The sequence below is a fragment of the Zoogloea sp. 1C4 genome (genome assembly GCF_009469605.1).
Taxonomy (GTDB): domain Bacteria; phylum Pseudomonadota; class Gammaproteobacteria; order Burkholderiales; family Rhodocyclaceae; genus Zoogloea; species Zoogloea oryzae.
In genome coordinates, this window is the sequence record NZ_SSXU01000010.1 from 26,209 (window position 1) to 48,431 (window position 22,223).

Here is a 22,223-nt window from a genome sequence, read left to right on the forward strand (position 1 = left end):
GACGCCGCCAGATCACGCTGTTTCCGCCGCGGGCGGAGTGGGCTTGTAATCCGTTTTTTCGTCCCCACATCCGTGCGATGGAACAATATCACGGCACCACCATCCTCTCGGTCCGGCGCGGCCGGCACGTAGCCCTCGGCGGCGACGGCCAGGTCACGCTCGGCAACATCGTCATCAAGGCCAGCGCCCGCAAGGTGCGCAAGCTCTATCAGGATCGCATCCTGGCCGGTTTTGCCGGCGGCACGGCCGACGCCTTTACCCTTTTCGAACGCTTCGAGGCCAAACTCGAAAAGCACCAGGGCAACCTCGTGCGCAGTGCCGTCGAGCTCGCCAAGGACTGGCGCACCGACCGCGCCCTGCGCCGGCTCGAAGCCATGCTGGCGGTGGCCGATCTCGACAACTCGCTGATCATCACCGGCAACGGCGATGTGCTGGAGCCCGAGCAGGGCATCGTGGCGATCGGCTCTGGCGGCGCCTACGCCCAGTCGGCGGCCCGTGCGCTCATCGAGAACACCGAGCTCGCCCCCGAAGAGGTGATCAAGAAGTCCCTCACCATCGCCGGCGACCTGTGCATCTACACCAACCAGTGCCACACCATCGAAATCCTCAAGCCATGACCCAGATGACTCCCCCGGAGATCGTCTCCGAACTCGACAAGCACATCGTCGGCCAGGGCAAGGCCAAGAAGGCCGTGGCCGTGGCGCTGCGCAACCGCTGGCGGCGCGCCCAGGTGGCCGAGCCGCTGAAGAGCGAGATCACCCCCAAGAACATCCTGATGATCGGCCCGACCGGCGTCGGCAAGACCGAGATCGCCCGCCGTCTGGCGCGGCTCGCCAACGCGCCCTTCATCAAGATCGAGGCGACCAAGTTCACCGAGGTGGGCTATGTGGGCCGCGATGTGGACACGATCATCCGCGATCTGGTGGAAATCGCCATCAAGAGCCACCGCGAGCAGGCCATGAAGAAATGCCGCGATCGCGCGATGGACGCCGCCGAAGACCGCGTGCTCGACATCCTCTTGCCGCCGGCTCGGCCGACGGTGGGCTTCGGCGCCGAGCCGGCCACGCCGGAAGATAACGCCACCCGCCAGAAATTCCGCAAGAAACTGCGCGAGGGCGAGCTCGACGACAAGGAAGTCGAGATCGAGGTGGCGGTGCCCGGCATGAGCGCCGAGATCCTCGCGCCTCCGGGCATGGAAGAGCTCACCGGCCAGCTCCAGAGCATGTTCCAGAACATCGGCGGCGGGAAGAAGAAATCCCGCAAGCTGAAGATCAGCGAGGCCATGAAGCTGCTCGCCGACGAGGAAGCCGCCAAGCTGGTGAACGACGAGGAGCTCAAGCTCGAAGCGCTGCGTATGGTCGAGCAGAACGGCATCGTGTTCCTCGACGAGATCGACAAGATCGCCACCCGCTCCGACAGCCACGGTGCTGATGTGTCCCGTCAGGGCGTGCAGCGCGACCTGCTGCCGCTCGTCGAAGGCACGACGATCAGCACCAAGTATGGGATGGTGAAGACCGACCACATTCTGTTCATCGCCAGCGGCGCCTTCCATCTGTCGCGCCCGAGCGACCTGATTCCCGAGCTGCAGGGCCGGTTCCCGATCCGCGTGGAGCTGGAATCCCTCTCCGTCGAGGATTTCGAGCGCATCCTGACCCAGACCGACGCCTGCCTGACGCGTCAGTACGAAGCGCTGCTTGCCACCGATGGCGTGACGCTGCAGTTTGCGCCGGACGGCATCCGCCGGCTCGCCGAGATCGCCTTCCAGGTCAATGAGAAGACCGAGAACATCGGCGCCCGCCGGCTGTACACCGTGATGGAAAAGCTGCTGGAAGAGCTGGCCTTCGAGGCCGGCAAGGCAGGCGAGCAGACCGTCACCATCGATGCCGCCTATGTGGACGGGCGCCTCGAGGTGCTGGCCCAGCGGGAAGACCTGGCGCGCTACGTGCTGTAAGGCTGCGCCGGGCTCATCCGGATGCTGTCGAATGAGGGGCTACCGGGGTAGCCCCTCATTTATTTCATGGGTCGGATGGCGTATACCGTCGGGCGAGCGTCGCCGGAGAGTGGCGCCGATTCCTCCCCAGAACTCGTCACCTGCACGCCATGCTCCTGCGCATCGTCTCCATCCTCTTTCCGCTCTTTGCCATCACCGCGGTGGGCTTTCTGGTTGGCCGGCGGGCGAAGCCGGATCTGTCCCAGGCCAACAAGCTCAACATGGATGTGTTCGTGCCGGCGCTGGTGTTCGGCGCGCTGGCCAACAAGTCCTTCCACATCATGCAGTTCCTGCCGCTGCTGGGGGCGACCACGGTGGCGGTGGTGGGCTCGGGGCTGGTCGGCTGGGGCGTGGCGCGGATGATCGGCGTGGCGCCGCGCACTTTCGTGCCGCCGATGATGTTCAACAACTGCGGCAACCTGGGCCTGCCCCTGGCGGTGCTGGCCTTCGGCGAGGAGGCGCTGGCGCCGGCGGTGGTGATGTTCATGGTGTCGAACCTCATCCACTTCACCTTTGGCGCCTGGTATCTCGATCACCACGCGCGCCTGGCGAGCGTGTGGCGCGTGCCCTCGGTGCTGGCCACGCTGGCGGGGCTGGCGGTGGGCATCGCCGGCATCGAGGTGTGGCAGCCGGCGATGCTGGCGATCAAGATGCTCGGCGACATCTCGATTCCGCTGATGCTGTTTGCACTGGGGGTGCGGATCAGCGAGTCGCGCATCTCGGCGATCCGGCTCGGGATGACCGGCGCGGTGGCGCGGCCGGCGATCGGCATGGCGCTGTCGGTGGTGCTGATCTGGCTGGTGCCGCTGCCCGAGCGCGAGCGGGCGCTGCTGCTGGTGTTCGGCGCGCTGCCGCCGGCGGTGCTCAACTACATGTTTGCCGAGCGCTACCACCAGGAGCCGGAGAAGGTGGCGTCGATGGTGCTGATCGGCAACGTGCTGGCGGTGGCCTTCCTGCCGCTGGCGCTGGCGATGGCCTTGTGACGGGGCTCAGCCGCCGCTGTTGAAGCGCCCGATCAGCCGGCGGTCGCGCTTGGTGGGGCGGCCGTGAAGGTCGGCGCCGGGCGTGGCGGCGAACTTGCGTTCTTCCCGCGCCGTTTCGCGGGCGGCGATGCTTTCAGGCGTTTCGGCGTAGAGCGTCTGGGCCACAGTGGCGCTGCCGCGCTTCTCGGCGATGCCTGTGACGATCAGCGTAAATCGGGCTTCGGCTAGCTGGATCTCTACCCGATCGCCGATCTTGACGTCTTTTGCGGGTTTGACGCGGATGCCGTTGAGCTGCACCTTGCCGCCTTCGACGGCGTCGGTGGCGAGGGTGCGATGCTTGAAGAAGCGGGCCGCCCACAGCCATTTGTCGAGGCGGGTGCGGTCGGTGGAGTCGTGGCTGTCTTTCATTCCTTGACCGGCCGTTTGGCCAGTTTCCGTTGCAGGGTGCGTCGGTGCATTTTAAGCGCACGCGCCGTGGCGGAGATGTTTCCGTCGTTTTCGCTGAGCACCCGCTGGATGTGCTCCCACTCCAGCCGGTCCACCGACATCGGCGCCGCCGACGGCGTGTCGTCGATGACCACCTCGGTGGCCGAGAGCGCCTTCAGGATCGCATCCACGTCGGCTGGCTTGGCGAGGTACTGGGTGGCGCCCAGCTTGATCGCGTCGACGGTGGTGGCGATGCTGGCGTAGCCGGTCAGCACCAGGATGCGGCAGTCGGGATTGACCGCCAGCAGCGGCTCGATGAGGCGCAGGCCGGAGCTGCCGGCGATGTTGAGGTCGAGGACTACGTATTCGGGCTCGTGCTCGCGGGCGAGGCCGAGGGCGCTCTCGGGATCGGCGGCGCCGAACACCGTGAAGCCGCGCTGGCCGAGGGCGCGGGTGAGCACGCGGTTGAAGACGGGGTCGTCGTCGATGACGAGGATGTGGGGGGCGTCCTGGGAGCTCATGGCTGAATCGAGGCAAGAGGAAGGCTGAGGGTGGCGATGGTGCCGCCGCCGGGGCGGGGCGCGAAGCGGATGCCGCCGCCGCAGCGCTCGGCGGCGCTGCCGGCCAGCAGCAGGCCGATGCCCAGGCCCTGGCCAGGGCTGCGCGGCGCGGCTTCGTCGACGGGCATGCCGGGGCCGCGGTCGAGCACCCGGATGACGAGCTCGGCGCCGTCGATGCCGGCTTCGCATTCGATGCCCGCCGGATCGGCGTCGGCGGCGTTGTTGATGAGGTTGTGGATGGCCTGTTCGAGGGTTGTGTCGGCCACCAGCGTGGGGGCGGGATTGCCGCAGTCGATGCGGGTGGCCAGCGGTACGTGGGGCCGCTGGCTGCGCCAGCGCTCGATGATGCCGGCGAGCCAGGCATCGGCGGCCATCGTGGAGCCGCCTTCGGCGCGCAGGCTGCCGGCGCGCAGGGTGAGCCCGCCGAGGATCGTCTTGCAGTGGGCGATCTGGGTGAGGAGGATCTCGGCGTCGGCCCGGGTGTCGTCGTCGAGGCCCGGGTTGCGGGCGAGTTCGCCGGCGACGATGGCCATCGTGCCCAGCGGCGTGCCGAGCTCGTGAGCGGCGCCGGCGGCGAGGTTGCCCAGGGCGACGATGCGCTCGCTGCGCAGGCTGGACTCGCGGGCTTCGGCCAGCGCCTGGTCGCGGCGACGGATGGCGGCGGTCATGCGCACCACGTACCACACGATCACCCCCGCCGAGAGGGCGAAGGTGAGCCACATGCCGGCCAGGTGCCAATGCACGGCGAGGCCCGAGTCGTAGATGTCGAGCTGCTCGTTGAAATCCCACAGCACCGAATAGGCCACCACGGCCAGCACCGCCAGCGGCCAGGCCCACCGTCCGGGGAGGATCGCCGCGCCGATCGCGACCAGCGGCAACAGCAGCGAAATCAACGGGTTGGTGGCGCCGCCGGTGAAGTACAGGAACACGCTCCAGGCGCCCAGCTCGATGCACAGCTGGGCGAACAGCTCGGCCGGGCGGATGGCGCTGATGCGGGCGGCGCGCAGCATCGACAGCCCGTTGATGACGATCAGCGTGACCGCCACCGGGAGCAGGGCGGCGCCGGGGAGGGGAATGTCGAGGAGCCAGGGCACGAAGAGCAGCACGCCCAGCATCGTCCCGATGGACAGCCAGCGCAGACCGATCAGGCGGCGCAGGGCATCGGTGGGGCTGGCGGGTGAGGGCATTGCGGTGTGCCTGGGAGGAGGAAAACGGGTCGGCGGATTATCGCCGAAGCGGGCGCCAGGCCTCGCGCTGAAGGCATCGGAGAGGCTGCGGTGGATTGTCGCAGCCCGCCTTTTTGACATTTTTTCGGGCTTTCGGGCATGTTTTCGAAAATAGTGTTTGCATTAGTGGCCGATACAGTGCACAGTCCGACCTCGCGATCTTCAAGTAGTGTTGTTGTTGTCTGGTTCAGTACCCGCAGCCCTGCGGCAGTCTTTCCTTCATCACCCCGCCGTCTTGAGTTTCGCCCTTCCCAGGGGGAAAACCCTGTTTTAACGTTTTTTCAAGGATATTCATCATGGCAGCAGGTACCGTGAAGTGGTTCAACGATTCCAAGGGCTTCGGTTTCATCACCCCGGAAAACGGCGGTGACGATCTGTTCGCTCACTTCTCCGCCATCCAGTCCAAGGGTTTCAAGACCCTGACTGAAGGCCAGCGCGTGACCTTCGACGTGGTCACCGGCCCGAAGGGCCAGCAGGCCGCCAACATCGTTCCGGTGGCCTAAGTTCCGGTCGATACCAGCCCGGCGGGAGCCGGGCTGCGGAACGCGGCAACGCTGTTCCGGACGCATCCCAGAAGCCCGGCCCATGCCGGGCTTTTTGCTGTCCACGCGCCAGATCCCCGCCCCGCGAAATCCGCCCGGCGGGGATTTTCTTTTTCTGTGCGTGCTTCTTGCTCCTTGTTAAGGCGATTTCTCAGCTGTAAGCGAACGTAAGTTCACCGTAAGTCTGCGCCGGTAACTTGCGATCACCCTTAGGGCGCCCCACGGTGCCCAGCAAGGTTAATTCGAAGAGGAGGAGAAAGACATGAGAGACGACCTCGGCGACCGCATCCGGGCAAATCCGAAGTACCAGGAGCTGGTCTCGAAACGCAATTCATACGGCTGGATCATGACTGCGTTGATGATGATTGTTTACTACGGCTACATCCTGCTGGTGGCCTTCAACAAGGAGTTCCTCGCCCAGAAGACCGGCGCGGGCGTGATGTCGATTGGTATTCCCATCGGCGTTGGCGTGATCCTGTTCACCATCATCATTACCGGCATTTACATCCGTCGTGCCAATACCGAATTCGACGATCTGAAGGCTCAGGTCATCAAGGAGGCAACCAAGTGATGCGTACTTCCAAACTTATCCTTGGCCTCCTGGCGGTGCTGGCTTCCGGTGCCGCCCTGGCTGCCGGTGCCGACCTCGGTCAGGCCGAAAAGCAGGCCACCAACTGGACCGCGATCATCATGTTCGGCATCTTCGTTGCCGGCACGATGTTCATCACCAAGTGGGCCGCTTCCAAGACCAAGTCGGCTGCCGACTTCTACACTGCCGGCGGTGGCATCACCGGCTTCCAGAACGGCCTGGCGATCGCCGGTGACTACATGTCCGCCGCGTCCTTCCTGGGTATTTCCGCCGCGGTGATGGCCAACGGCTACGACGGCCTGATCTTTGCGATCGGCTTCCTCGTGGGCTGGCCGGTCATCACCTTCCTGATGGCAGAGCGTCTGCGCAACCTCGGCAAATTCACCTTCGCCGACGTGGCCGGTTACCGCTTCCAGCAGACCCCGATCCGTGCCTTTGCTGCTTCCGGCACGCTGGTCGTGGTGGCCTTCTACCTCATCGCCCAGATGGTCGGTGCCGGTCAGCTGATCAAGCTGCTCTTCGGCCTCGAGTACTGGATGGCTGTGGTGATCGTTGGCGCGCTGATGATGGTTTATGTGCTCTTCGGTGGCATGACCGCCACCACCTGGGTGCAGATCATCAAGGCCGTGCTGCTGCTGGCCGGTGCGTCGTTCATGGCGTTCATGGTGCTCGTCAAGTTCGGCTTCAGCCCGGAAGCGATGTTCGCCAAGGCTGTCGAGATCAAGACCGCCCTCGCCGCCAAGGACGCCAAGCTGATCGCCGATGCCGCGACCGCTGCTGCCGCCTCCGGCAAGGATGTGGCCGAAGTGACCGCCGCGATGGCCGCCAAGAAGGGCGACTCCATCATGGGCCCGGGCTCCTTCGTGAAGGATCCGATCTCCGCCATCTCCTTCGGTATGGCGCTGATGTTCGGTACCGCTGGTCTCCCGCACATCCTGATGCGTTTCTTCACCGTGCCGGATGCCAAGGAAGCCCGTAAGTCCGTGGGCTGGGCGACTGTCTGGATCGGCTACTTCTACATCCTGACCTTCGTGATCGGCTTTGGCGCCATCTGCTTCGTGCTGACCGACCCGACCTTCCTGGATGCCAAGGGTGTCTTGAAGGGCGGCGGCAACATGGCGGCCATCCACCTGGCCAACGCCGTTGGCGGCAACATCTTCCTCGGCTTCATCTCCGCGGTTGCGTTCGCCACCATCCTGGCCGTGGTTGCCGGTCTGACCCTGTCCGGTGCTTCCGCCGTGTCGCACGACTTGTACGCCACCGTGTTCAAGAAGGGCAATGCCGACTCCGCCGCCGAACTGCGTGTCTCCCGTATCACCACCATCGTCCTGGGTGTGATCGCGGTTGTCCTGGGTATCGCCTTCGAAAAGCAGAACATCGCCTTCATGGTGTCCCTGGCCTTCGCCATCGCCGCTTCGGCCAACTTCCCGGTGCTCTTCATGAGCGTGCTGTGGAAGGACTGCACCACCAAGGGTGCGGTGATCGGTGGTTTCCTCGGCCTGCTCAGCGCCGTGGTGATGACCGTCCTGTCCGACTCGGTGTGGGTTGCCACCCTGGGTAACCCGAAGGGTTCCGCTCCGTTCCCCTACACCTCGCCGGCCCTGTTCTCCATGACCATCGGCTTCGTGGGTATCTGGATCTTCTCGCTGCTCGACCGCAGCCCGAACGCCCAGCAGGAACGTGCTGACTTTGCTGCCCAGCTGATCCGTTCCGAAACCGGTATCGGTGCTGCTGGTGCCTCTGGTCACTAAGCCCTGAATCCACCGGCCGGATCGCTGATCCGGTCGGCCCGGAAATGACAAACCCCGGTTCGCCGCAAGGCGACCGGGGTTTGTTGCGTCTACCGGGCGTGGTTTTGCGTGCCTGTCCGGGTTGCGTGGGCGCGGCTGCATGTCACTTCAACCGCCCCTCCGCGTGGTGGCCGGGGGCCGATGGCGTCCTGCTGCTCCGCGGGCTGCGCCAATCGGCCTCGCTGGACAGGCGGCGACGTGTGCGCGCCTGCACTTCGACCGTGTTTGCCGACGATCTCGGTCGCGATGCGGCTCATATCGGTCTGGGCGTAGTGATCACTCGCCCCTGCGTATTCAATATCGACGTCGGTGTATTGATCGCGCGGACGTCGACATCGATGTCTGGTGCCGGCGTGATGAAATGTCGCGCGGTGATATTGATATCCGGTGCCGGTGCGAAGACCACGCTGCAGGTGGCGTTGATATCTGTCACCCGCGTATTCAATGTCGATGCCGGTGTATTGACCACGCGGGCGCCGACGCCATGTTCTCCCGTGTGAGCAAGGTGATTTTTTAGCCTGCGCAATGATTGCGCGGCGGCAGACTGAGGCGAGCGTCCGGCGCAGTGAAAGTCGGCGCCGACGTGGCGACTGCACCAGCGGCAGGATCGAGGGCCGGCCTTGGAGCGCAGGGTTGGCCGCTGCGCAAACCTTGCTGCGCCGTCTGGCCAGCTCAGGCTGGCGGCGGTGGACAAAAAAACGGCGCCCTTGCGGGGCGCCGTGAAAATCTCCTGGGAGGGAGAAGAGAAGACACGCTGTGTAGTCGGGCGCCGGAGCGCCCGACCGTGTTCAGTGGGAGCTCGCCGAAGCGGCACCGATACCGGTCTGGGAACGGACGTACTGGTCGTCGTAACCCGCCTTGTCGATCTTGGAGCGGGCGCTGGTGTCGGTCACCGAGAACAGCCAGGTGAAGAAGAAAGCCAGCGGCATCGAGAACAGGGCCGGTTGTTCGTACGGGAAGATCGGCGTGGCATTGCCCAGCACCACCACCCACACGGCCTTGGACAGCACCACGAAGCTCACCGCCGAGATCAGGCCGATGAGGCCGCCAAGGAGTGCGCCGCGGGTGGTCAGGCCCCGCCAGTACATCGACAGGATCAGGATCGGGAAGTTGGTCGAGGCGGCAATGCCGAAGGTCAGGCCGACGAGGAAGGCGATGTTCTGCTTCTCGAACATGATGCCCAGCAGCACGGCAACCACGCCCAGGGCGATGGTGGACAGCTTGGAGACACGCATCTCTTCGGCTTCGCTGGCGGTGCCCTTGCGGATCACACGAGCGTAGATGTCGTGGGCGATGGAGGAGGCGCCGGCCAGAGCCAGACCGGAAACCACGGCCAGGATGGTGGCGAACGCGACCGCCGACATGAAGCCCAGGAACAGGTTGCCGCCAACGGCCTTGGACAGGTGCATCACCGGCATGTTGCCGCCGCCGATCAGCTTGCCGCCGATGTTGCCGCCTTCGTAGAAGTCGGGGTTCTGGCCGACGATCACGATGGCCATCAGGCCCAGGGCGCACACCACCATGAAGAAGTAGCCGATGCAGCCGCTGGCCACGAACACGCTCTTGCGGGCTTCCTTGGCGTTCGGCACGGTGAAGAAGCGCATCATGATGTGGGGCAGGCCGGCGGTGCCGAACACGAGACCCAGCGACAGGGACACGGCGGTGATCGGGTCGGCCATCAGCGAGCCGGTGCCCATGATCTTGATGCCGTCCTTGTGTACTTCAACCGCCTTCTGGGCCGCAGTTTCGAGGCTGAAGCCGAACTGGCTGAGGGACAGGAAGAGCAGCACGGTGCCGCCGAAGAGCATCAGGCAGGCCTTGATGATCTGCACCCAGGTGGTGGCGATCATGCCGCCGAAGGTGACGTAGATCACCATCAGCACGCCCACCACGACCACCGCGGTGGCGTAGTCGAGGCCGAACAGCAGCTTGATGAGCTGGCCGGCGCCGACCATCTGCACGATCAGGTAGAAGCACACCACGGTGAGCGAACCGAAGGCCGCGAAAGTGCGGATGGTGCCCTGCTCGAGGCGGTAGGAGGCGATGTCGGCGAAGGTGAACTTGCCCAGGTTGCGCAGGCGCTCGGCCATCAGGAACAGGATCACCGGCCAGCCGACGAAGAAGCCGATGGCGTAGATGAAGCCGTCGAGGCCCTTGGCGAAGGTCATCGCCGAGAGGCCCAGCAGGGTGGCGGCGGACATGTAGTCGCCGGCAATCGCGAGGCCGTTCTGGAAGCCGGTGATGCCGCCGCCGGCGGTGTAGAAGTCGGCGGTGGATTTGGTCCGGCTGGCGGCCCAGTAGGTGATGCCCATGGTGGCCACCACGAAGATGAAGAACATCCCGATGGCGGTCAGGTTGAGGGGCTGCTTCTGGGCTGCGCCCATGGCGTCGGCGGCCAGCGCTGCGCCACCGACGAGGGTGGCCGCGAGGGCGGCGAGGAGGTGTTTGCGCTGGATCACTTGGTGGCCTCCCGGACGATCTCGTTGTTGATGGTGTCGAACTCGCCGTTGGAGCGGTTGACGAACCAGCCGGTCAGCAGCCAGGAGCCGATGATGATGGCGGCGCCGATGGGCACGCCGATGGTCAGGGTCGAGCCGGTCGAGATGGGGGTGCGCATGACCTCGGGCGCGAAGGCGACGATCATCATCATCCCGTAGTAGCTGGCCATCACGATGGCGGTGAGGAGCAGCGCAAAACGACTGCGCTTTCCTTCGAGTTCGGCGAACTTGGGGTTCGCACGGACCTTCTTGTAGATGTCTGCCGACATGATTCCTCCTTGAATTCGGCGGGTTTTTCAGGTTGTGGTTGTTGTTACGGGGTGAGTGCTGTTCTCCCCCGGTCTTGCCGTGGTTATTGCTTACATGTTCGGGTAGTTGGGCCCGCCGCCACCTTCAGGCACGGCCCAGTTGATGTTCTGGGTCGGGTCCTTGATGTCGCAGGTCTTGCAGTGCAGGCAGTTCTGGGCGTTGATCTGCATGCGCGGGCCGCTCGGGTCTTCGACGATTTCGTACACACCGGCCGGGCAGTAGCGGGTCTCGGGTGCGGCGTAGAGGGCGAGGTTCACGCTCACCGGCACCGAGGCGTCCTTCAGGCGCAGGTGGCAGGGCTGCTCTTCCACGTGGTTGGTGGCCGAGATGAACACCGACGAGAGGCGGTCGAAGCTGATCTTGCCGTCAGGCTTGGGATAGACGATCGGCTGGCAGTCGGCGGCCTTCTTGAGCTGGGTGTGGTCGTCGTGGTGACGCAGCGTCCACGGGGCGCGGCCCTTGAGCAGGAAGGTGTCGATGGCGCTGTAGGCGATGCCGCCCCACAGGCCCCAGCGGAAGCTCGGGCGGATGTTGCGCACGGTGTACAGCTCGTCCCACAGCCAGCTCTGCTTGAGCTGTTCGGGGTAGGCGATGCACTCGGTGCCGGTCTGGCCCTCGAAGGTGAGGTGGGCGAACAGGGCGTCGGCGGCCACGATGCCGGACTTCATCGCCATGTGGGTGCCCTTGACCTTGGGCACGTTGAGGAAGCCGGCGGTGTCACCGATCAGCACGCCACCCGGGAAGGACAGCTTGGGCAGCGACTGGAAGCCGCCTTCGTTGAGCGCCCGCGCGCCGTAGGCGATGCGCCGCCCGCCTTCGAAGACCTTGCGGACCTCCGGGTGGGTCTTGAAGCGCTGGAACTCCTCGTAGGGCGACAGGTAGGGATTGCTGTAATCCAGGCCGACCACGAAGCCGACGGCTACCTGATTGTTCTCCAGGTGATACAGGAAGGAGCCGCCGTAAACGTCGGTGGACACCGGCCAGCCCACGGTGTGCATGGTGAGGCCGGGCTTGTGCACCTCGGGGCGCACTTCCCACAGTTCCTTGATGCCGATGCCGTAGGTCTGCGGATCGGCGCCGTCGCGCAGGCGGAAGCGCTCGAACAGGCCCTTGGTGAGGGAGCCACGGCAGCCTTCGGAGAAGACGGTCTGGCGGGCGTGGAGCTCGATGCCCTGCTGGTAGTTGGGGCCGGGTTCGCCGTTGCGCTCGACGCCCATGTCGCCGGTGGCGATACCCTTCACCGAGCCGTCGTCGTGGTACAGCACCTCGGCGGCGGCAAAGCCCGGGTAGATCTCGACGCCGAGTTCTTCGGCCTGCTGGCCCAGCCAGCGCACCACGTTGCCCAGGCTGACGATGTAGTTGCCCTCGTTGTGCATCTGGGGCGGCGTGGGCAGCTTGTAGGCCTTCTCGGTGGACAGGAAGTAGAAGTGATCTTCGGTGACCGGGGTGTTGAGGGGCGCGCCGCGCTCCTTCCAGTCGGGGAACAGCTCGGCCAGCGCGCGAGGCTCGATGACGGCACCGGAGAGGATGTGCGCGCCCACTTCGGAGCCCTTTTCGACGACGCACACCGAAAGCTCCTTGCCGGCCTTCTCGGCCTGCTGCTTCAGGCGGATCGCGGCGGCCAGGCCAGAGGGGCCGGCGCCGACGATCACCACGTCGTATTCCATCGCTTCACGCGTCATTACAGCTCTCCGGAGGGTTCGCTTGCTGGTCGGGCGTCAGCCCGACAAAAGGATGTCTGGGGTGCCGGGCCGCGACGTGCGCCGCGGCCCGGTACCGGTTGGGGCTTAAAACAGTGCTTCTTCCAGGGCCAGCACCGACTCGGCGCCATTCACGATGGCGTCGCGGTAGCTGTTGGCTTCCGGGATCACGTGCTGGGCGAAGTAGGCGGCGGTGGCCAGCTTGGCCTTGTAGAAGTCACCATCGGTGGCATCCAGGCGCGTGGCGGCGATGGCGGCGGAGCGGGCCATCAGCCAGCCGCCGACCACGATGCCGGTGAGCTTGAGGAAGGGCACCGAGCCGGCGTGGGCGGCCTGCGGGGTGGCTTCGTAGTTGGCGAGCAGCCAGTTGGTGGCCTCGTCCAGCGCGGCGATGCCGTTGCCCAGGGCGTCGGCGATGGCCTTCAGCTGCGCGTTGCCGGAGTTGCGCAGGGCGCTGCCGGTTTCGGCGATGTCGGCGAGGAGCTGCTGCATGCTCTTGCCGCCTTCCTTGGCGGTCTTGCGGCCGATGAGGTCATTGGCCTGGATCGCGGTGGTGCCTTCGTAGATGGTGATGATGCGGGCGTCACGCATGTACTGGGCGGCGCCGGTCTCTTCGATGAAGCCCATGCCGCCGTGCACCTGCACGCCGTTCCAGGTGATGCCCTGGGCGTTCTCGGTGCACCAGCCCTTGACCACCGGGGTCAGCAGCTCGAGGCGGCGCTGGTTGGCAGCGCGCACGTCGGCGTCCGGGTGGCTGTGGGCGCGGTCCATGCAGCCGGCCACGTAGTAGGCCAGGGCGCGGCCGGCTTCGGTGCGGGACTTCATGTCCATCAGCATGCGGCGCACATCCGGGTGGTGCAGGATGGGCTTCTTCTCGCCGGACTTGTCGCCGACGATGCGGCCCTGGATGCGGTCACGGGCGTAGGCCAGGGCGTGCTGGTAGCTGCGCTCGGAGACGCCGACGCCTTCCAGGCCCACGTTGAGGCGGGCGTGGTTCATCATCGTGAACATGTACTCGAGGCCGCGGTTCGGCTCGCCGACCAGGTAGCCGATGGCACCGCCCTTGTCGCCGAAGGACATGACGGCGGTGGCGCTGCCGTGGATGCCCATCTTGTGTTCGATGGAGGCGCAGATCAGGTCGTTGCGCTCGCCCAGGCTGCCATCGGCATTGACGAGGAACTTCGGCGCGATGAACAGGGAGATGCCCTTCACGCCCGGGGGCGCGTCCGGCAGGCGGGCCAGCACGAGGTGGACGATGTTCTCGGCCATGTCGTGCTCACCCCAGGTGATGAAGATCTTGGTGCCGGTGATGGCGTAGGTGCCGTCGCCGCGGGGTTCGGCCTTGCTGCGGATGGCGGCGAGGTCGGAGCCGGCCTGGGGCTCGGTGAGGTTCATGGTGCCGGTCCACTTGCCGGAAACCATGTTGGGCAGGAAGGTGGCCTTGAGCTCGTCGGAGCCGTGGTGGGCGATGGCCTCGACCGCGCCCAGCGTGAGCATCTGGCACAGGGAGAACGAGATGCTGGCCGACTTCCACATTTCGAGCACCGCGGTGGACACGGTCACCGGCAGGCCCTGGCCGCCGAACTCGGTGGAGGCGGGCATGCCGTTCCAGCCGGTCTCGCAGAAGGTGGCATAGGCTTCCTTGAAGCCGTCGGCGGTGGTCACCACGCCGTTGTTCCACTTGTTGCCCTGCTTGTCGCCGACGGCGTTGAGCGGGTCGACGACTTCGGTCGCGAACTTGCCGGCTTCGTCGAGGATGGCCTCGACGAGGTCGATGGAGACTTCTTCGTTGCCCGGCAGACCGGTGATCTCTTCAAGACCGGCCAGCTCGTTCATGTTGAACAGCATGTCCTTCACGGGGGCGATGTACGTGCTCATGGTTGTTCCTTGCGAATTCGGTTGAGTGCGGCGTCGGCGTGGCGCAGGTCGGGCCTTCGCCCGACGCCGTTGCTTCGATCAGATTCCGGGGTGTCGGGCAAACGCCCGACGCACGATCAGAGGGCGGAAACCAGCTGCGGCACGGTCTCGAACAGATCGGCCACGAGCCCGTAGTCGGCCACCTGGAAGATCGGTGCTTCGGGGTCCTTGTTGATCGCCACGATCACCTTGGAATCCTTCATGCCCGCCAGGTGCTGGATGGCGCCGGAGATGCCGACCGCCACGTACAGCTGCGGGGCGACGATCTTGCCGGTCTGGCCGACCTGGTAATCGTTGGGCACGAAGCCCGCATCCACCGCGGCGCGGGAGGCGCCCATGGCGGCGCCGAGCTTGTCGGCGAGAGGTTCGAGCACGGCGCGGTAGTTGTCGCCGCTGCCGAGGCCCCGGCCGCCCGAGACGATGATCTTGGCGGCGCCCAGCTCGGGGCGGGCCGACTTGGTGAGCTCGCGGCCGACCAGCTTGCTCTGGGCCAGATCCGGGCCGGCGGCGATGGCTTCGACCGTCGCACTGCCACCGGTGCCGACGGCGTCGAAGGCGGTGGTGCGCACGGTGATGACCTTCACCGGATCGGCCGACTTGACGGTGGCCCGCGCGTTGCCGGCGTAGATCGGACGCACGAAAGTGTCGGCCGATTCGACGGCGGTGATGTCGGAAATCTGGGCGACATCCAGCAGCGCGGCGACGCGCGGCAGGACGTTTTTGCCGAAGGTGGTGGCGGGGGCGAGCACGTGGCTGTAGCCACCGGCCTTGACCACGTCGACCAGCAGCGCGGCGAGATTCTCGGCGCCTTGTTCGGCGTAGGCGGCGGCATCGGCCACCTTGACCTTGGCGACACCGGTGAGCTTGGCGGCGGCTTCGGCGGCGGCGCCGCAGTTGCTGCCGGCAACCAGCACTTCGATGTCGGCGCCCAGTTTGGCGGCGGCGGAAACGGTGTTGAGGGTGGCGGCCTTCAGGCCGACGTTGTCGTGTTCGGCGATGACGAGGATGGGCATGTTCTTTGTCTCCGTGTTCTTCAGGCGCTTACAGCACCTTGGCTTCGTTCTTGAGCTTGTCGACCAGCTGGGCCACGTCGGCCACCTTGATGCCGGCGCTGCGGGCGGCGGGCTCGACCACCTTGAGGGTGGTGAGGCGCGGGGTCACATCCACGCCCAGATCGGCCGGCTTGACGGTGTCGAGCGGCTTCTTCTTGGCCTTCATGATGTTGGGCAGCGTGGCGTAGCGCGGCTCGTTCAGGCGCAGGTCGGTGGTGACGACGGCGGGCAGGGGGAGGGAGAGGGTTTCAAGCCCGCCGTCGATCTCGCGGGTGACGCGCACGCCGTCGCCGGCTACTTCGACCTTGGAGGCGAAGGTGGCCTGGGGCCAGCCCAGGAGCGCGGCGAGCATCTGGCCGGTCTGGTTGGAGTCGTCGTCAATGGCCTGCTTGCCAAGGATTACCAGCGTGGGCTGTTCCTTGTCGACGAGGGCCTTGAGCAGCTTGGCCACGGCCAGGGGCTGCAGGTCGGCGTCGGATTCGACGAGGATGCCCCGGTCGGCGCCGATGGCCATGGCGGTGCGCAGGGTTTCCTGGCACTGGGTGACACCGGCGGAGACGGCCACCACTTCGGTGGCAGTGCCGGCTTCCTTCAGGCGCACGGCTTCTTCAACGGCGATCTCGTCGAAGGGATTCATGGCCATCTTGACGTTGGCCAGCTCGACGCCGCTCTGGTCGGCCTTGACGCGGATCTTGACGTTGTAATCGACGACCCGCTTGATGGGTACGAGAATCTTCATGGGAACCTGTCTCCGTTCTTGTGCTTGCGCGCTCGCGCTGAATCTCCTGGCCGGACTGCCGAGGATCGGACGGAAGGTTCGCAAACAAACTTGTCGGAAGTTTCGTGAAAATGTACTCAATCATGTCTGGTGCTTCGGGGCGGCCGGACGCTGGCTAGAATCAGTGAAAGTGATTGAAGTGGAGCAGCGATGAGCGGGCAGCAGATGGATGGGGGAAACGATCGGGGCGCCGACACGCCGCCGTCCTTCGACCGGCGTTACCGGGAGATGCTGGGCGCGGGGCTGGATCTCCTCGACCAGGGCGTCACGGTGTTCGACGAGGAGTTGCGGATGGTCGCGTGGAACACGACCTTCCTGCGCCTGCTCGACTTTCCCGAGTCGCTGGCGAAGCCCGGCGTCAATTTCGAGGATTTCATCCGCTACAACGCCGAGCGCGGCGACTACGGCCCGGGCGATCCGGCGGCTCAGGTGGCCGAGCGGGTGGCCCGCGCCCGCAGCTTCCAGCCCCACGTCACCGAACGGGTGCGGCCCAACGGGCAGATCCTGTCGATCCGCGGCTTTCCGCTGCCCCACCAGGGCTTCATCACCGTCTATACCGACATCACCGGCCAGCGCCACAGCCAGGAGCAGATCGCCCGCCACCAGGCCGAGCTGGAAGAGCACATCCGCCTGCGCACCGACGCGCTGACCCGCGCCAACGCCGAGCTCACCGCGGCCATCGAATCCAACAAGGCGATCACCGGCGCGCTGCGCCGCAGCGAGCAGCGCCTGCGCGAGATCACCGACGCGATCCCGGCGGCGGTGGCGTATTTCGACCACGACTGGACCTACCGCTACGCCAACAAGGGCTACGCCGAATGGTTCGGCTGGTCGGCCAGCGAGGTCGAGGGTCGGCAGATCCGCGACGTGGTCGGGCAGGAGGTCTTCGCCATCGTCTCGCCCTATGTATCCCGGGCGCTGGCGGGCGAGCGGGTGTCGTACGAATACACCCTCACCGGCCGCGACGGCACGCCGGCCCAGGCCCGCAGCACCCTGGTGCCCGACATCGCCGACGGCGAGGTGATCGGCTGCTACGTGCATTCGGTGGATGTCACCGAGAGCCGCCGCACCCAGGCGGCGCTGGCCCAGGCCCAGAAGATGGAAGCCATCGGCCAGCTCACTGGCGGCCTCGCCCACGACTTCAACAACATGCTGACGGTGGTGATCGGCAACCTGGTGGCCCTGAAGGAAAACCACCCCAACGACCCGCTCACCGAGAACTTCGTCGAGCCCGCGATGCAGGCCGCCAACCGGGGCGCCGAGCTGATCCGCCGGCTGCTGGGTTTTGCCCGCCGCCAGCCGCTGGAGCCGCGCCCGGTGGAGGTGAACGAGCTGATCCTGGGCATGTCGAAGCTGATCCGCCGCTCTCTGCCGGGCACCATCGCAGTGAGCACCGCGAGCCGCGAGCCGTGCCTGGTGGCGATGGTCGATGCCCACCAGCTCGAAAACGCGCTCCTCAACCTCGCCCTCAACGCCCGCGACGCGATGCCCAACGGTGGCGAGCTGCGCATCGAATCCTCGCTGGAGCACCTCAACGTGCACGCCGCGGCGGATCTCGAAGTGCCTCCCGGCGACTACGTGCAGATCGCCGTCACCGACAACGGCATGGGCATGGACGGCAGCACCCTGGCGCGGGTCTTCGAGCCCTTCTTCACCACCAAGCAGTTCGGCATGGGCAGCGGGCTTGGGATGTCGATGGTGTATGGCTTCGTCAAGCAGTCGGGCGGCGGGGTGCGCATCCGCAGCCGGCAGGCGCGGGGCACCACGGTGGCGCTTCTGCTGCCGCGGCTGGCCGAGGCCGAGGAGGTCGAAGCCCTGCCGGTGGGGCATGAGGTGGCCGAGACCGATCTCGCCGGCAAGCTGGTGCTGCTCGCCGAGGACGACGTGGACGTGCGCACCGTGGTGCGCATGCAGCTCTCGGAGCTGGGCTGCGCGGTGGTCGAGGCCGAGAACGGCGCCGAGGCCGCCGACATGGTCGAGAACATCCCGGCCATCGCGCTGGTGATCTCCGACGTGGTGATGCCCGGCGCGATGGATGGCCGGGCGCTGGCGCGTTTCGTGCGGCGTTTCCGGCCCGATCTGCCGGTGGTGCTGATGAGCGGCTTCGCCGAATCCCAGCACGAGCTGGGCATGGACGGTGATCTGCCGCTCCTCGCCAAGCCTTTCTCGCGGGACAAGCTGCTGGCTGCCTTGCGTCCGCTCGCGGCTTGAGCCAAGCTTCGCTGCCATGGCCCAGACCCGCAAACCCGAGCTGATCTACGTCGTCGAGGATGAGGCGGCCATCGCGCGCCTGATCGCCGACACCCTCGAGAAGTTCAGCTACCGCACCGAGCTGTTCCGCACCGCGGAGGCCTTCTTCCACGGGCTGCGCCATCAGGTGCCGGATCTGGTGGTGCTCGATCTGGGCCTGCCCGACATGGACGGCATGGCGGTGCTCCAGCAGCTGCGCCGCAAGCACACCTGTGGCCTGCTGGTGGTCACCGGCCGGGCCGACACCCATGACCGGGTAATGGGGCTGGAGCTCGGCGCCGACGACTACGTGGTCAAGCCCTTCGAGCCCCGCGAGCTGATCGCCCGGGTGCGCTCGATCCTGCGCCGCTATCCGGGGCAGGTCACCCTGCCGGCCGATCCGGCCCAGCGGATCGCCGAGTTTGCCGGCTGGCGTTTCGAGCCGGGCAGCAACACCCTGGTCAGCCCCGGCGGCCAGCAGGAAACCCTCAGCACCGCCGAGGCCCAGCTGCTCGGCGTGCTGCTGGCCCATCCCAACCACATCCTGACCCGCGAGCAGCTGCTCGAAGGGCGCGACGTGTCGGCGCTGGATCGCAGCATCGATCTGCGCATCTCGCGCCTGCGTCGGCGTTTCGAGGAAAACCCCCAGCACGCCAAGCTCATCAAGACGGTGTACGGCGCCGGCTACCTGCTGGCGGCCACGGTCACCTGGACTTAGGCGCACAACGGGCCGGATCGCCTCGCGGCAGATCCGGCCCGTTGTGCGCGCCGGGATTCAGCGCCGCTGGGGCACTACGTCGATGGTGCGCTTGTCGTCGGCAAAACCGCGCTTCAGCTCGGCCGGCAGGCGGCTCACCAGCCAGGCGATCACCAGCGGGATCAGCACGAAGTCATCCACCAGCCCGATCACCGGCAGCACGTCGGGGATCAGGTCGATCGGCGACAGCAGGTACAGCCCGATCAGCGCCACCGAGGGCACCAGCCAGGCCGGCCGCGCCGGGTGGCGCAGGGCGTACCACAGGATGCGCGCGTCCTTGCGGATGAGGGCATACAGGGCGGTGAGCTTCTTGAACATGGCGGGGGTTCCTTCGTGGTGGATGGCGCTTTCTATGATCGTCGGTCTGCCACCGGGTTGCCGGTGGTGTTGTAAGCGGATGTGATTTCGGCCCCGGGCGGACACATCCCGAAAGATCCGTGCGGCAAATGGTCGCATTCCCGGCCCGTCGGCCGCCGCCCGCGTTAAGCTCGCGGCGTTCATTTCAAGGAGTCTCCCGTGAAGCTTTCCGCCCTGATCGCCCGTTCCGTTGCTGTCACCCTGGCCGGCCTGTGTGCCACCGCCGCCTTTGCCGCGGATATCGAGGTCGCCAACCCGTGGGTGCGCGGCACCGTCGCGGCCCAGAAGGCCACCGGCGCCTTCATGCAGCTCTCCAGCAAGGGCGGCGTGAGCCTGGTGGGCGTCGAGAGCCCGGCCGCCAACATCGTCGAACTGCACGAGATGGTGATGGCCGACAACGTGATGAAGATGCGCGCCCTGCCGCGCCTCGACATCAAGCCCGGCCAGCCGGTGGAGCTCAAGCCTGGCAGCTACCACGTGATGCTGATCGACCTGAAGAAGCCCCTCGCCAAGGGCGATGTGGTGCCCATCACCCTCAAGGTCGAGGGCAAGGACCAGAAGGTCGAGCGCGTCGAGGTGAAGGCCGAGGTGCGCGACCTGACCGCCGCCGCGCCGATGCCGATGGACCACAATCACCACCACTGAGCGGCGCTTGCGGCGTATCAAAGCGCCGGCGGCGGATTAGGTCTAGAGTGGTTTCATCACGTTCCGCCCTGATGGGGCCGGAGGCCGTATGGATGTGCTCTCAGAATGGCTGCTGCCGGTGTTGCGCGGTGGTGCCGGCAATCTGGCCGCCTACCTCGCCGCCCATGTGCTGCTGTGCCTGCTGCCGGCCTTCTTCATCGCCGGCGCCATGTCGGCGCTGATCCCCCAGCAGACGATCACCCGATTTCTCGGGCGCAATTCTCCCCGTCATGTTTCCTATCCCGCAGCCGCGGCCGCCGGCTCGCTGCTGGCGGTGTGCTCGTGCACCATCGTTCCGCTGTTTGCCGGCATCTATAAAAAGGGCGCCGGGCTGGGGCCGGCGATCACCTTCCTGTTCTTTGCGCCGGCGGCCAACATCCTGGCGCTGGTGTACACCGGCGGGGTGATCGGGGTCGATCTGGCCGGGGCGCGCTTCGTGTTGTCGCTGATCTTCGGGATCGGCATCGGGCTCATCATGGCCCTGCTGTTCCGGGCCGACGATGCCGCCCACGAGCAGGCCGGCAGCGCGATGTTCGCCGCGGGCAGCGAGGGCGTCGGGCCCGTGGCGGGGTGGTTCCTCGGGCTGTGGGTGGCGCTGTTGCTGGCGGGCACCCTCAAGCTCGGCTTTCTCACCGGCACCTGGTTCCATCTGGATCTGCCGCTGCCGGTGGCGTCGGGCTGGCAGGCCTGGCTCGACCGGCTGGTGCCTTTCGACGCCAGCCGCGGCGAGGAGGGCGTGTCGGTGCAGGGCGTGATGCTGATCGCCTTGCTCGGCGCCATCGGCTTCACCGCCTGGCGCGGGCTGGAGAACATCCAGGATGGCGTGACCGGCTGGACCCGGGCCAGCCTCGGGCTGGTGTGGGCCACGCTGCTGCTGGCGGCGCTGGCGATCCGGCCCGCCGAGGGCGTGCTGCAGATCGGCTTCACCGGCAAGTTCTTCGGCGTGGCGGCGTGCCTCGCGGCGATCCACGTGCTGGCCTGGCGCCGGCTCGAGCGGCAGGCGCTGCAGGACTGGCTGTGGGAGTCCTGGCGTTTCGTGAAGCAGATCTTTCCGCTGCTGGTGGTGGGCGTGTTCATCGTCGGCATGGTGCGGGTGGTGGTGCGGCCCGAGTGGATCGAGGCGGTGGCGGGCAGCAACTCGGTGCTCGGCAACCTGGCCGGGGTGGCTTTCGGGGTGTTCATGTATTTCCCGACCCTCGTCGAGGTGCCCATCGCCCGGATGTTCCTCGACCTGGGGATGCACCGCGGGCCGTTGCTGGCCTACCTGATGTCCGATCCGGAGCTGTCGCTGCAGAGCATCCTCATCATCTCGGCGATCATCGGCCGGACCAAGACCGCGGCCTATGTGGGGCTGGTGGCGCTGTTCAGCGCGGTGGCCGGCTTCACCTACGGGGCGTGGGTGGATGGCCTGCCGCTGGGCCTGATCGTGCTGGGGCTGGCGGCCTTCATCGGCCTGCTAGCCATCCTCCTGGCGGTGGCGAACCGCCGTAACGTGCTGAAAGGAGCCTGATCGTGCTGGATATCAAGGTGCTGGGGCCGGGCTGTGCCAACTGCCGCAAGCTGGAGGAGATCGCCCGGGCGGCGGTGGCCGAGCTGGGCGCGGAAGCGCAGATCGAGAAGATCACCGACACCGAGGCGATCCTCGCCTGGGATGTGCTGAAGACGCCGGGGCTGGTGGTCAATGGCAAGCTGGTGTCGTCCGGGCGCATTCCGGCGCCGGGCAGCGTGCTCGACTGGCTGCGCGAGGCCCAGGGCTGACACCCGCCGCCGCCGGGCCCTGATCGCCTGCCGGGCGGGTGGCGCGCTACACTCTGCGGCCGTTTTCTTCCTGCCGCC

General features: G+C 66.4%; 22 protein-coding genes. 12 read left to right on the forward strand and 10 right to left on the reverse strand.

Annotated elements, in window-relative coordinates:
- Positions 1-77: 77 nt before the first annotated feature.
- The 3 genes from hslV (at position 78) to GH681_RS13265 (ending at position 2,973) form a co-directional block, all read left to right on the forward strand.
- Positions 78-617: an ATP-dependent protease subunit HslV gene (gene hslV, locus GH681_RS13255; protein WP_153161929.1), complete on the forward strand. Its 540-nt coding sequence runs from the start codon at positions 78-80 to the stop codon at positions 615-617.
- Positions 614-1,951: an ATP-dependent protease ATPase subunit HslU gene (gene hslU, locus GH681_RS13260; RefSeq protein ID WP_153161930.1), complete on the forward strand. Its 1,338-nt coding sequence runs from the start codon at positions 614-616 to the stop codon at positions 1,949-1,951. Before hslV ends, hslU begins: the two co-directional genes overlap by 4 nt.
- A gap of 149 nt (positions 1,952-2,100) precedes the next feature.
- Positions 2,101-2,973, forward strand: a complete 873-nt coding sequence (locus GH681_RS13265; RefSeq protein ID WP_153161931.1) for an AEC family transporter — start codon at positions 2,101-2,103, stop codon at positions 2,971-2,973.
- Between the two features lie 6 nt (positions 2,974-2,979).
- On the opposite strand, the gene GH681_RS13270 is transcribed toward GH681_RS13265, so the two are convergent.
- From GH681_RS13270 to GH681_RS13280, 3 genes are read right to left on the reverse strand one after another with little or no spacing between them, the layout of a single operon-like run.
- A complete protein-coding gene (locus GH681_RS13270; protein WP_153161932.1) occupies positions 2,980-3,381 on the reverse strand; it encodes an RNA-binding S4 domain-containing protein in 402 nt (133 codons plus the stop codon).
- Positions 3,378-3,920, reverse strand: a complete 543-nt coding sequence (locus GH681_RS13275; RefSeq protein WP_153161933.1) for a response regulator transcription factor — start codon at positions 3,918-3,920, stop codon at positions 3,378-3,380. The genes GH681_RS13270 and GH681_RS13275 overlap by 4 nt, the downstream gene beginning before the upstream one ends.
- Complete coding sequence (locus GH681_RS13280) at positions 3,917-5,146, reverse strand: ATP-binding protein (RefSeq protein WP_194271233.1); 1,230 nt, start codon at positions 5,144-5,146, stop codon at positions 3,917-3,919. Before GH681_RS13280 ends, GH681_RS13275 begins: the two co-directional genes overlap by 4 nt.
- 335 nt (positions 5,147-5,481) lie before the next feature.
- Here GH681_RS13280 and GH681_RS13285 point away from each other — a divergent pair, with 335 nt between their 5' ends.
- The 4 genes from GH681_RS13285 to GH681_RS13300 all read left to right on the forward strand — a co-directional run bounded on the left by GH681_RS13285 (position 5,482) and on the right by GH681_RS13300 (position 8,606).
- The gene (locus tag GH681_RS13285) at positions 5,482-5,688 is read left to right on the forward strand and encodes a cold-shock protein (protein ID WP_153161935.1); all 207 of its coding nucleotides are present in this window, start codon (positions 5,482-5,484) and stop codon (positions 5,686-5,688) included.
- Positions 5,689-5,989: 301 nt separating this feature from the next.
- Positions 5,990-6,298 carry a DUF485 domain-containing protein gene (locus GH681_RS13290; protein ID WP_153161936.1) on the forward strand — a complete coding sequence of 103 codons (309 nt, stop codon included), beginning with the start codon at positions 5,990-5,992 and terminating at the stop codon, positions 6,296-6,298.
- A complete protein-coding gene (locus GH681_RS13295) occupies positions 6,298-8,067 on the forward strand; it encodes a cation acetate symporter (protein WP_153161937.1) in 1,770 nt (589 codons plus the stop codon). Before GH681_RS13290 ends, GH681_RS13295 begins: the two co-directional genes overlap by 1 nt.
- 260 nt (positions 8,068-8,327) lie before the next feature.
- On the forward strand, positions 8,328-8,606 hold the full coding sequence (locus GH681_RS13300; RefSeq protein ID WP_153161938.1) for a hypothetical protein: 279 nt from the start codon (positions 8,328-8,330) through the stop codon (positions 8,604-8,606).
- A gap of 288 nt (positions 8,607-8,894) precedes the next feature.
- On the opposite strand, the gene GH681_RS13305 is transcribed toward GH681_RS13300, so the two are convergent.
- From GH681_RS13305 to GH681_RS13330, 6 genes are all read right to left on the reverse strand, one after another.
- Entirely contained in the window at positions 8,895-10,565 is a 1,671-nt protein-coding gene (locus tag GH681_RS13305; protein WP_153161939.1) for a cation acetate symporter, read from the reverse strand.
- A complete protein-coding gene (locus GH681_RS13310; RefSeq protein ID WP_194271234.1) occupies positions 10,562-10,873 on the reverse strand; it encodes a DUF485 domain-containing protein in 312 nt (103 codons plus the stop codon). Before GH681_RS13310 ends, GH681_RS13305 begins: the two co-directional genes overlap by 4 nt.
- A gap of 90 nt (positions 10,874-10,963) precedes the next feature.
- Positions 10,964-12,595 carry an electron transfer flavoprotein-ubiquinone oxidoreductase gene (locus GH681_RS13315; RefSeq protein ID WP_153161941.1) on the reverse strand — a complete coding sequence of 544 codons (1,632 nt, stop codon included), beginning with the start codon at positions 12,593-12,595 and terminating at the stop codon, positions 10,964-10,966.
- Positions 12,596-12,700: 105 nt separating this feature from the next.
- On the reverse strand, positions 12,701-14,491 hold the full coding sequence (locus tag GH681_RS13320) for an acyl-CoA dehydrogenase C-terminal domain-containing protein (protein WP_153161942.1): 1,791 nt from the start codon (positions 14,489-14,491) through the stop codon (positions 12,701-12,703).
- Positions 14,492-14,607: 116 nt separating this feature from the next.
- On the reverse strand, positions 14,608-15,543 hold the full coding sequence (locus tag GH681_RS13325) for an electron transfer flavoprotein subunit alpha/FixB family protein (RefSeq protein WP_153161943.1): 936 nt from the start codon (positions 15,541-15,543) through the stop codon (positions 14,608-14,610).
- A 28-nt stretch (positions 15,544-15,571) separates the two neighbouring features.
- On the reverse strand, positions 15,572-16,321 hold the full coding sequence (locus GH681_RS13330; RefSeq protein ID WP_153161944.1) for an electron transfer flavoprotein subunit beta/FixA family protein: 750 nt from the start codon (positions 16,319-16,321) through the stop codon (positions 15,572-15,574).
- Between the two features lie 189 nt (positions 16,322-16,510).
- On the opposite strand from GH681_RS13330, the gene GH681_RS13335 reads away from it, so the two are divergent.
- Complete coding sequence (locus tag GH681_RS13335) at positions 16,511-18,571, forward strand: PAS-domain containing protein (RefSeq protein ID WP_228111901.1); 2,061 nt, start codon at positions 16,511-16,513, stop codon at positions 18,569-18,571.
- A gap of 16 nt (positions 18,572-18,587) precedes the next feature.
- Complete coding sequence (locus tag GH681_RS13340; protein WP_194271235.1) at positions 18,588-19,307, forward strand: response regulator transcription factor; 720 nt, start codon at positions 18,588-18,590, stop codon at positions 19,305-19,307.
- Between the two features lie 57 nt (positions 19,308-19,364).
- On the opposite strand, the gene GH681_RS13345 is transcribed toward GH681_RS13340, so the two are convergent.
- Positions 19,365-19,664 carry a YkvA family protein gene (locus GH681_RS13345; protein ID WP_153161945.1) on the reverse strand — a complete coding sequence of 100 codons (300 nt, stop codon included), beginning with the start codon at positions 19,662-19,664 and terminating at the stop codon, positions 19,365-19,367.
- A gap of 198 nt (positions 19,665-19,862) precedes the next feature.
- Here GH681_RS13345 and GH681_RS13350 point away from each other — a divergent pair, with 198 nt between their 5' ends.
- The 3 genes from GH681_RS13350 (at position 19,863) to GH681_RS13360 (ending at position 22,145) form a co-directional block, all read left to right on the forward strand.
- On the forward strand, positions 19,863-20,348 hold the full coding sequence (locus tag GH681_RS13350) for a copper chaperone PCu(A)C (protein WP_228111902.1): 486 nt from the start codon (positions 19,863-19,865) through the stop codon (positions 20,346-20,348).
- Positions 20,349-20,436: 88 nt separating this feature from the next.
- Positions 20,437-21,897 (forward strand): permease, encoded by a 1,461-nt coding sequence (locus GH681_RS13355; protein WP_153161946.1) that lies wholly within the window; start codon positions 20,437-20,439, stop codon positions 21,895-21,897.
- 2 nt (positions 21,898-21,899) lie between these two features.
- Positions 21,900-22,145 carry a thioredoxin family protein gene (locus GH681_RS13360; protein WP_153161947.1) on the forward strand — a complete coding sequence of 82 codons (246 nt, stop codon included), beginning with the start codon at positions 21,900-21,902 and terminating at the stop codon, positions 22,143-22,145.
- Positions 22,146-22,223: the final 78 nt, after the last annotated feature.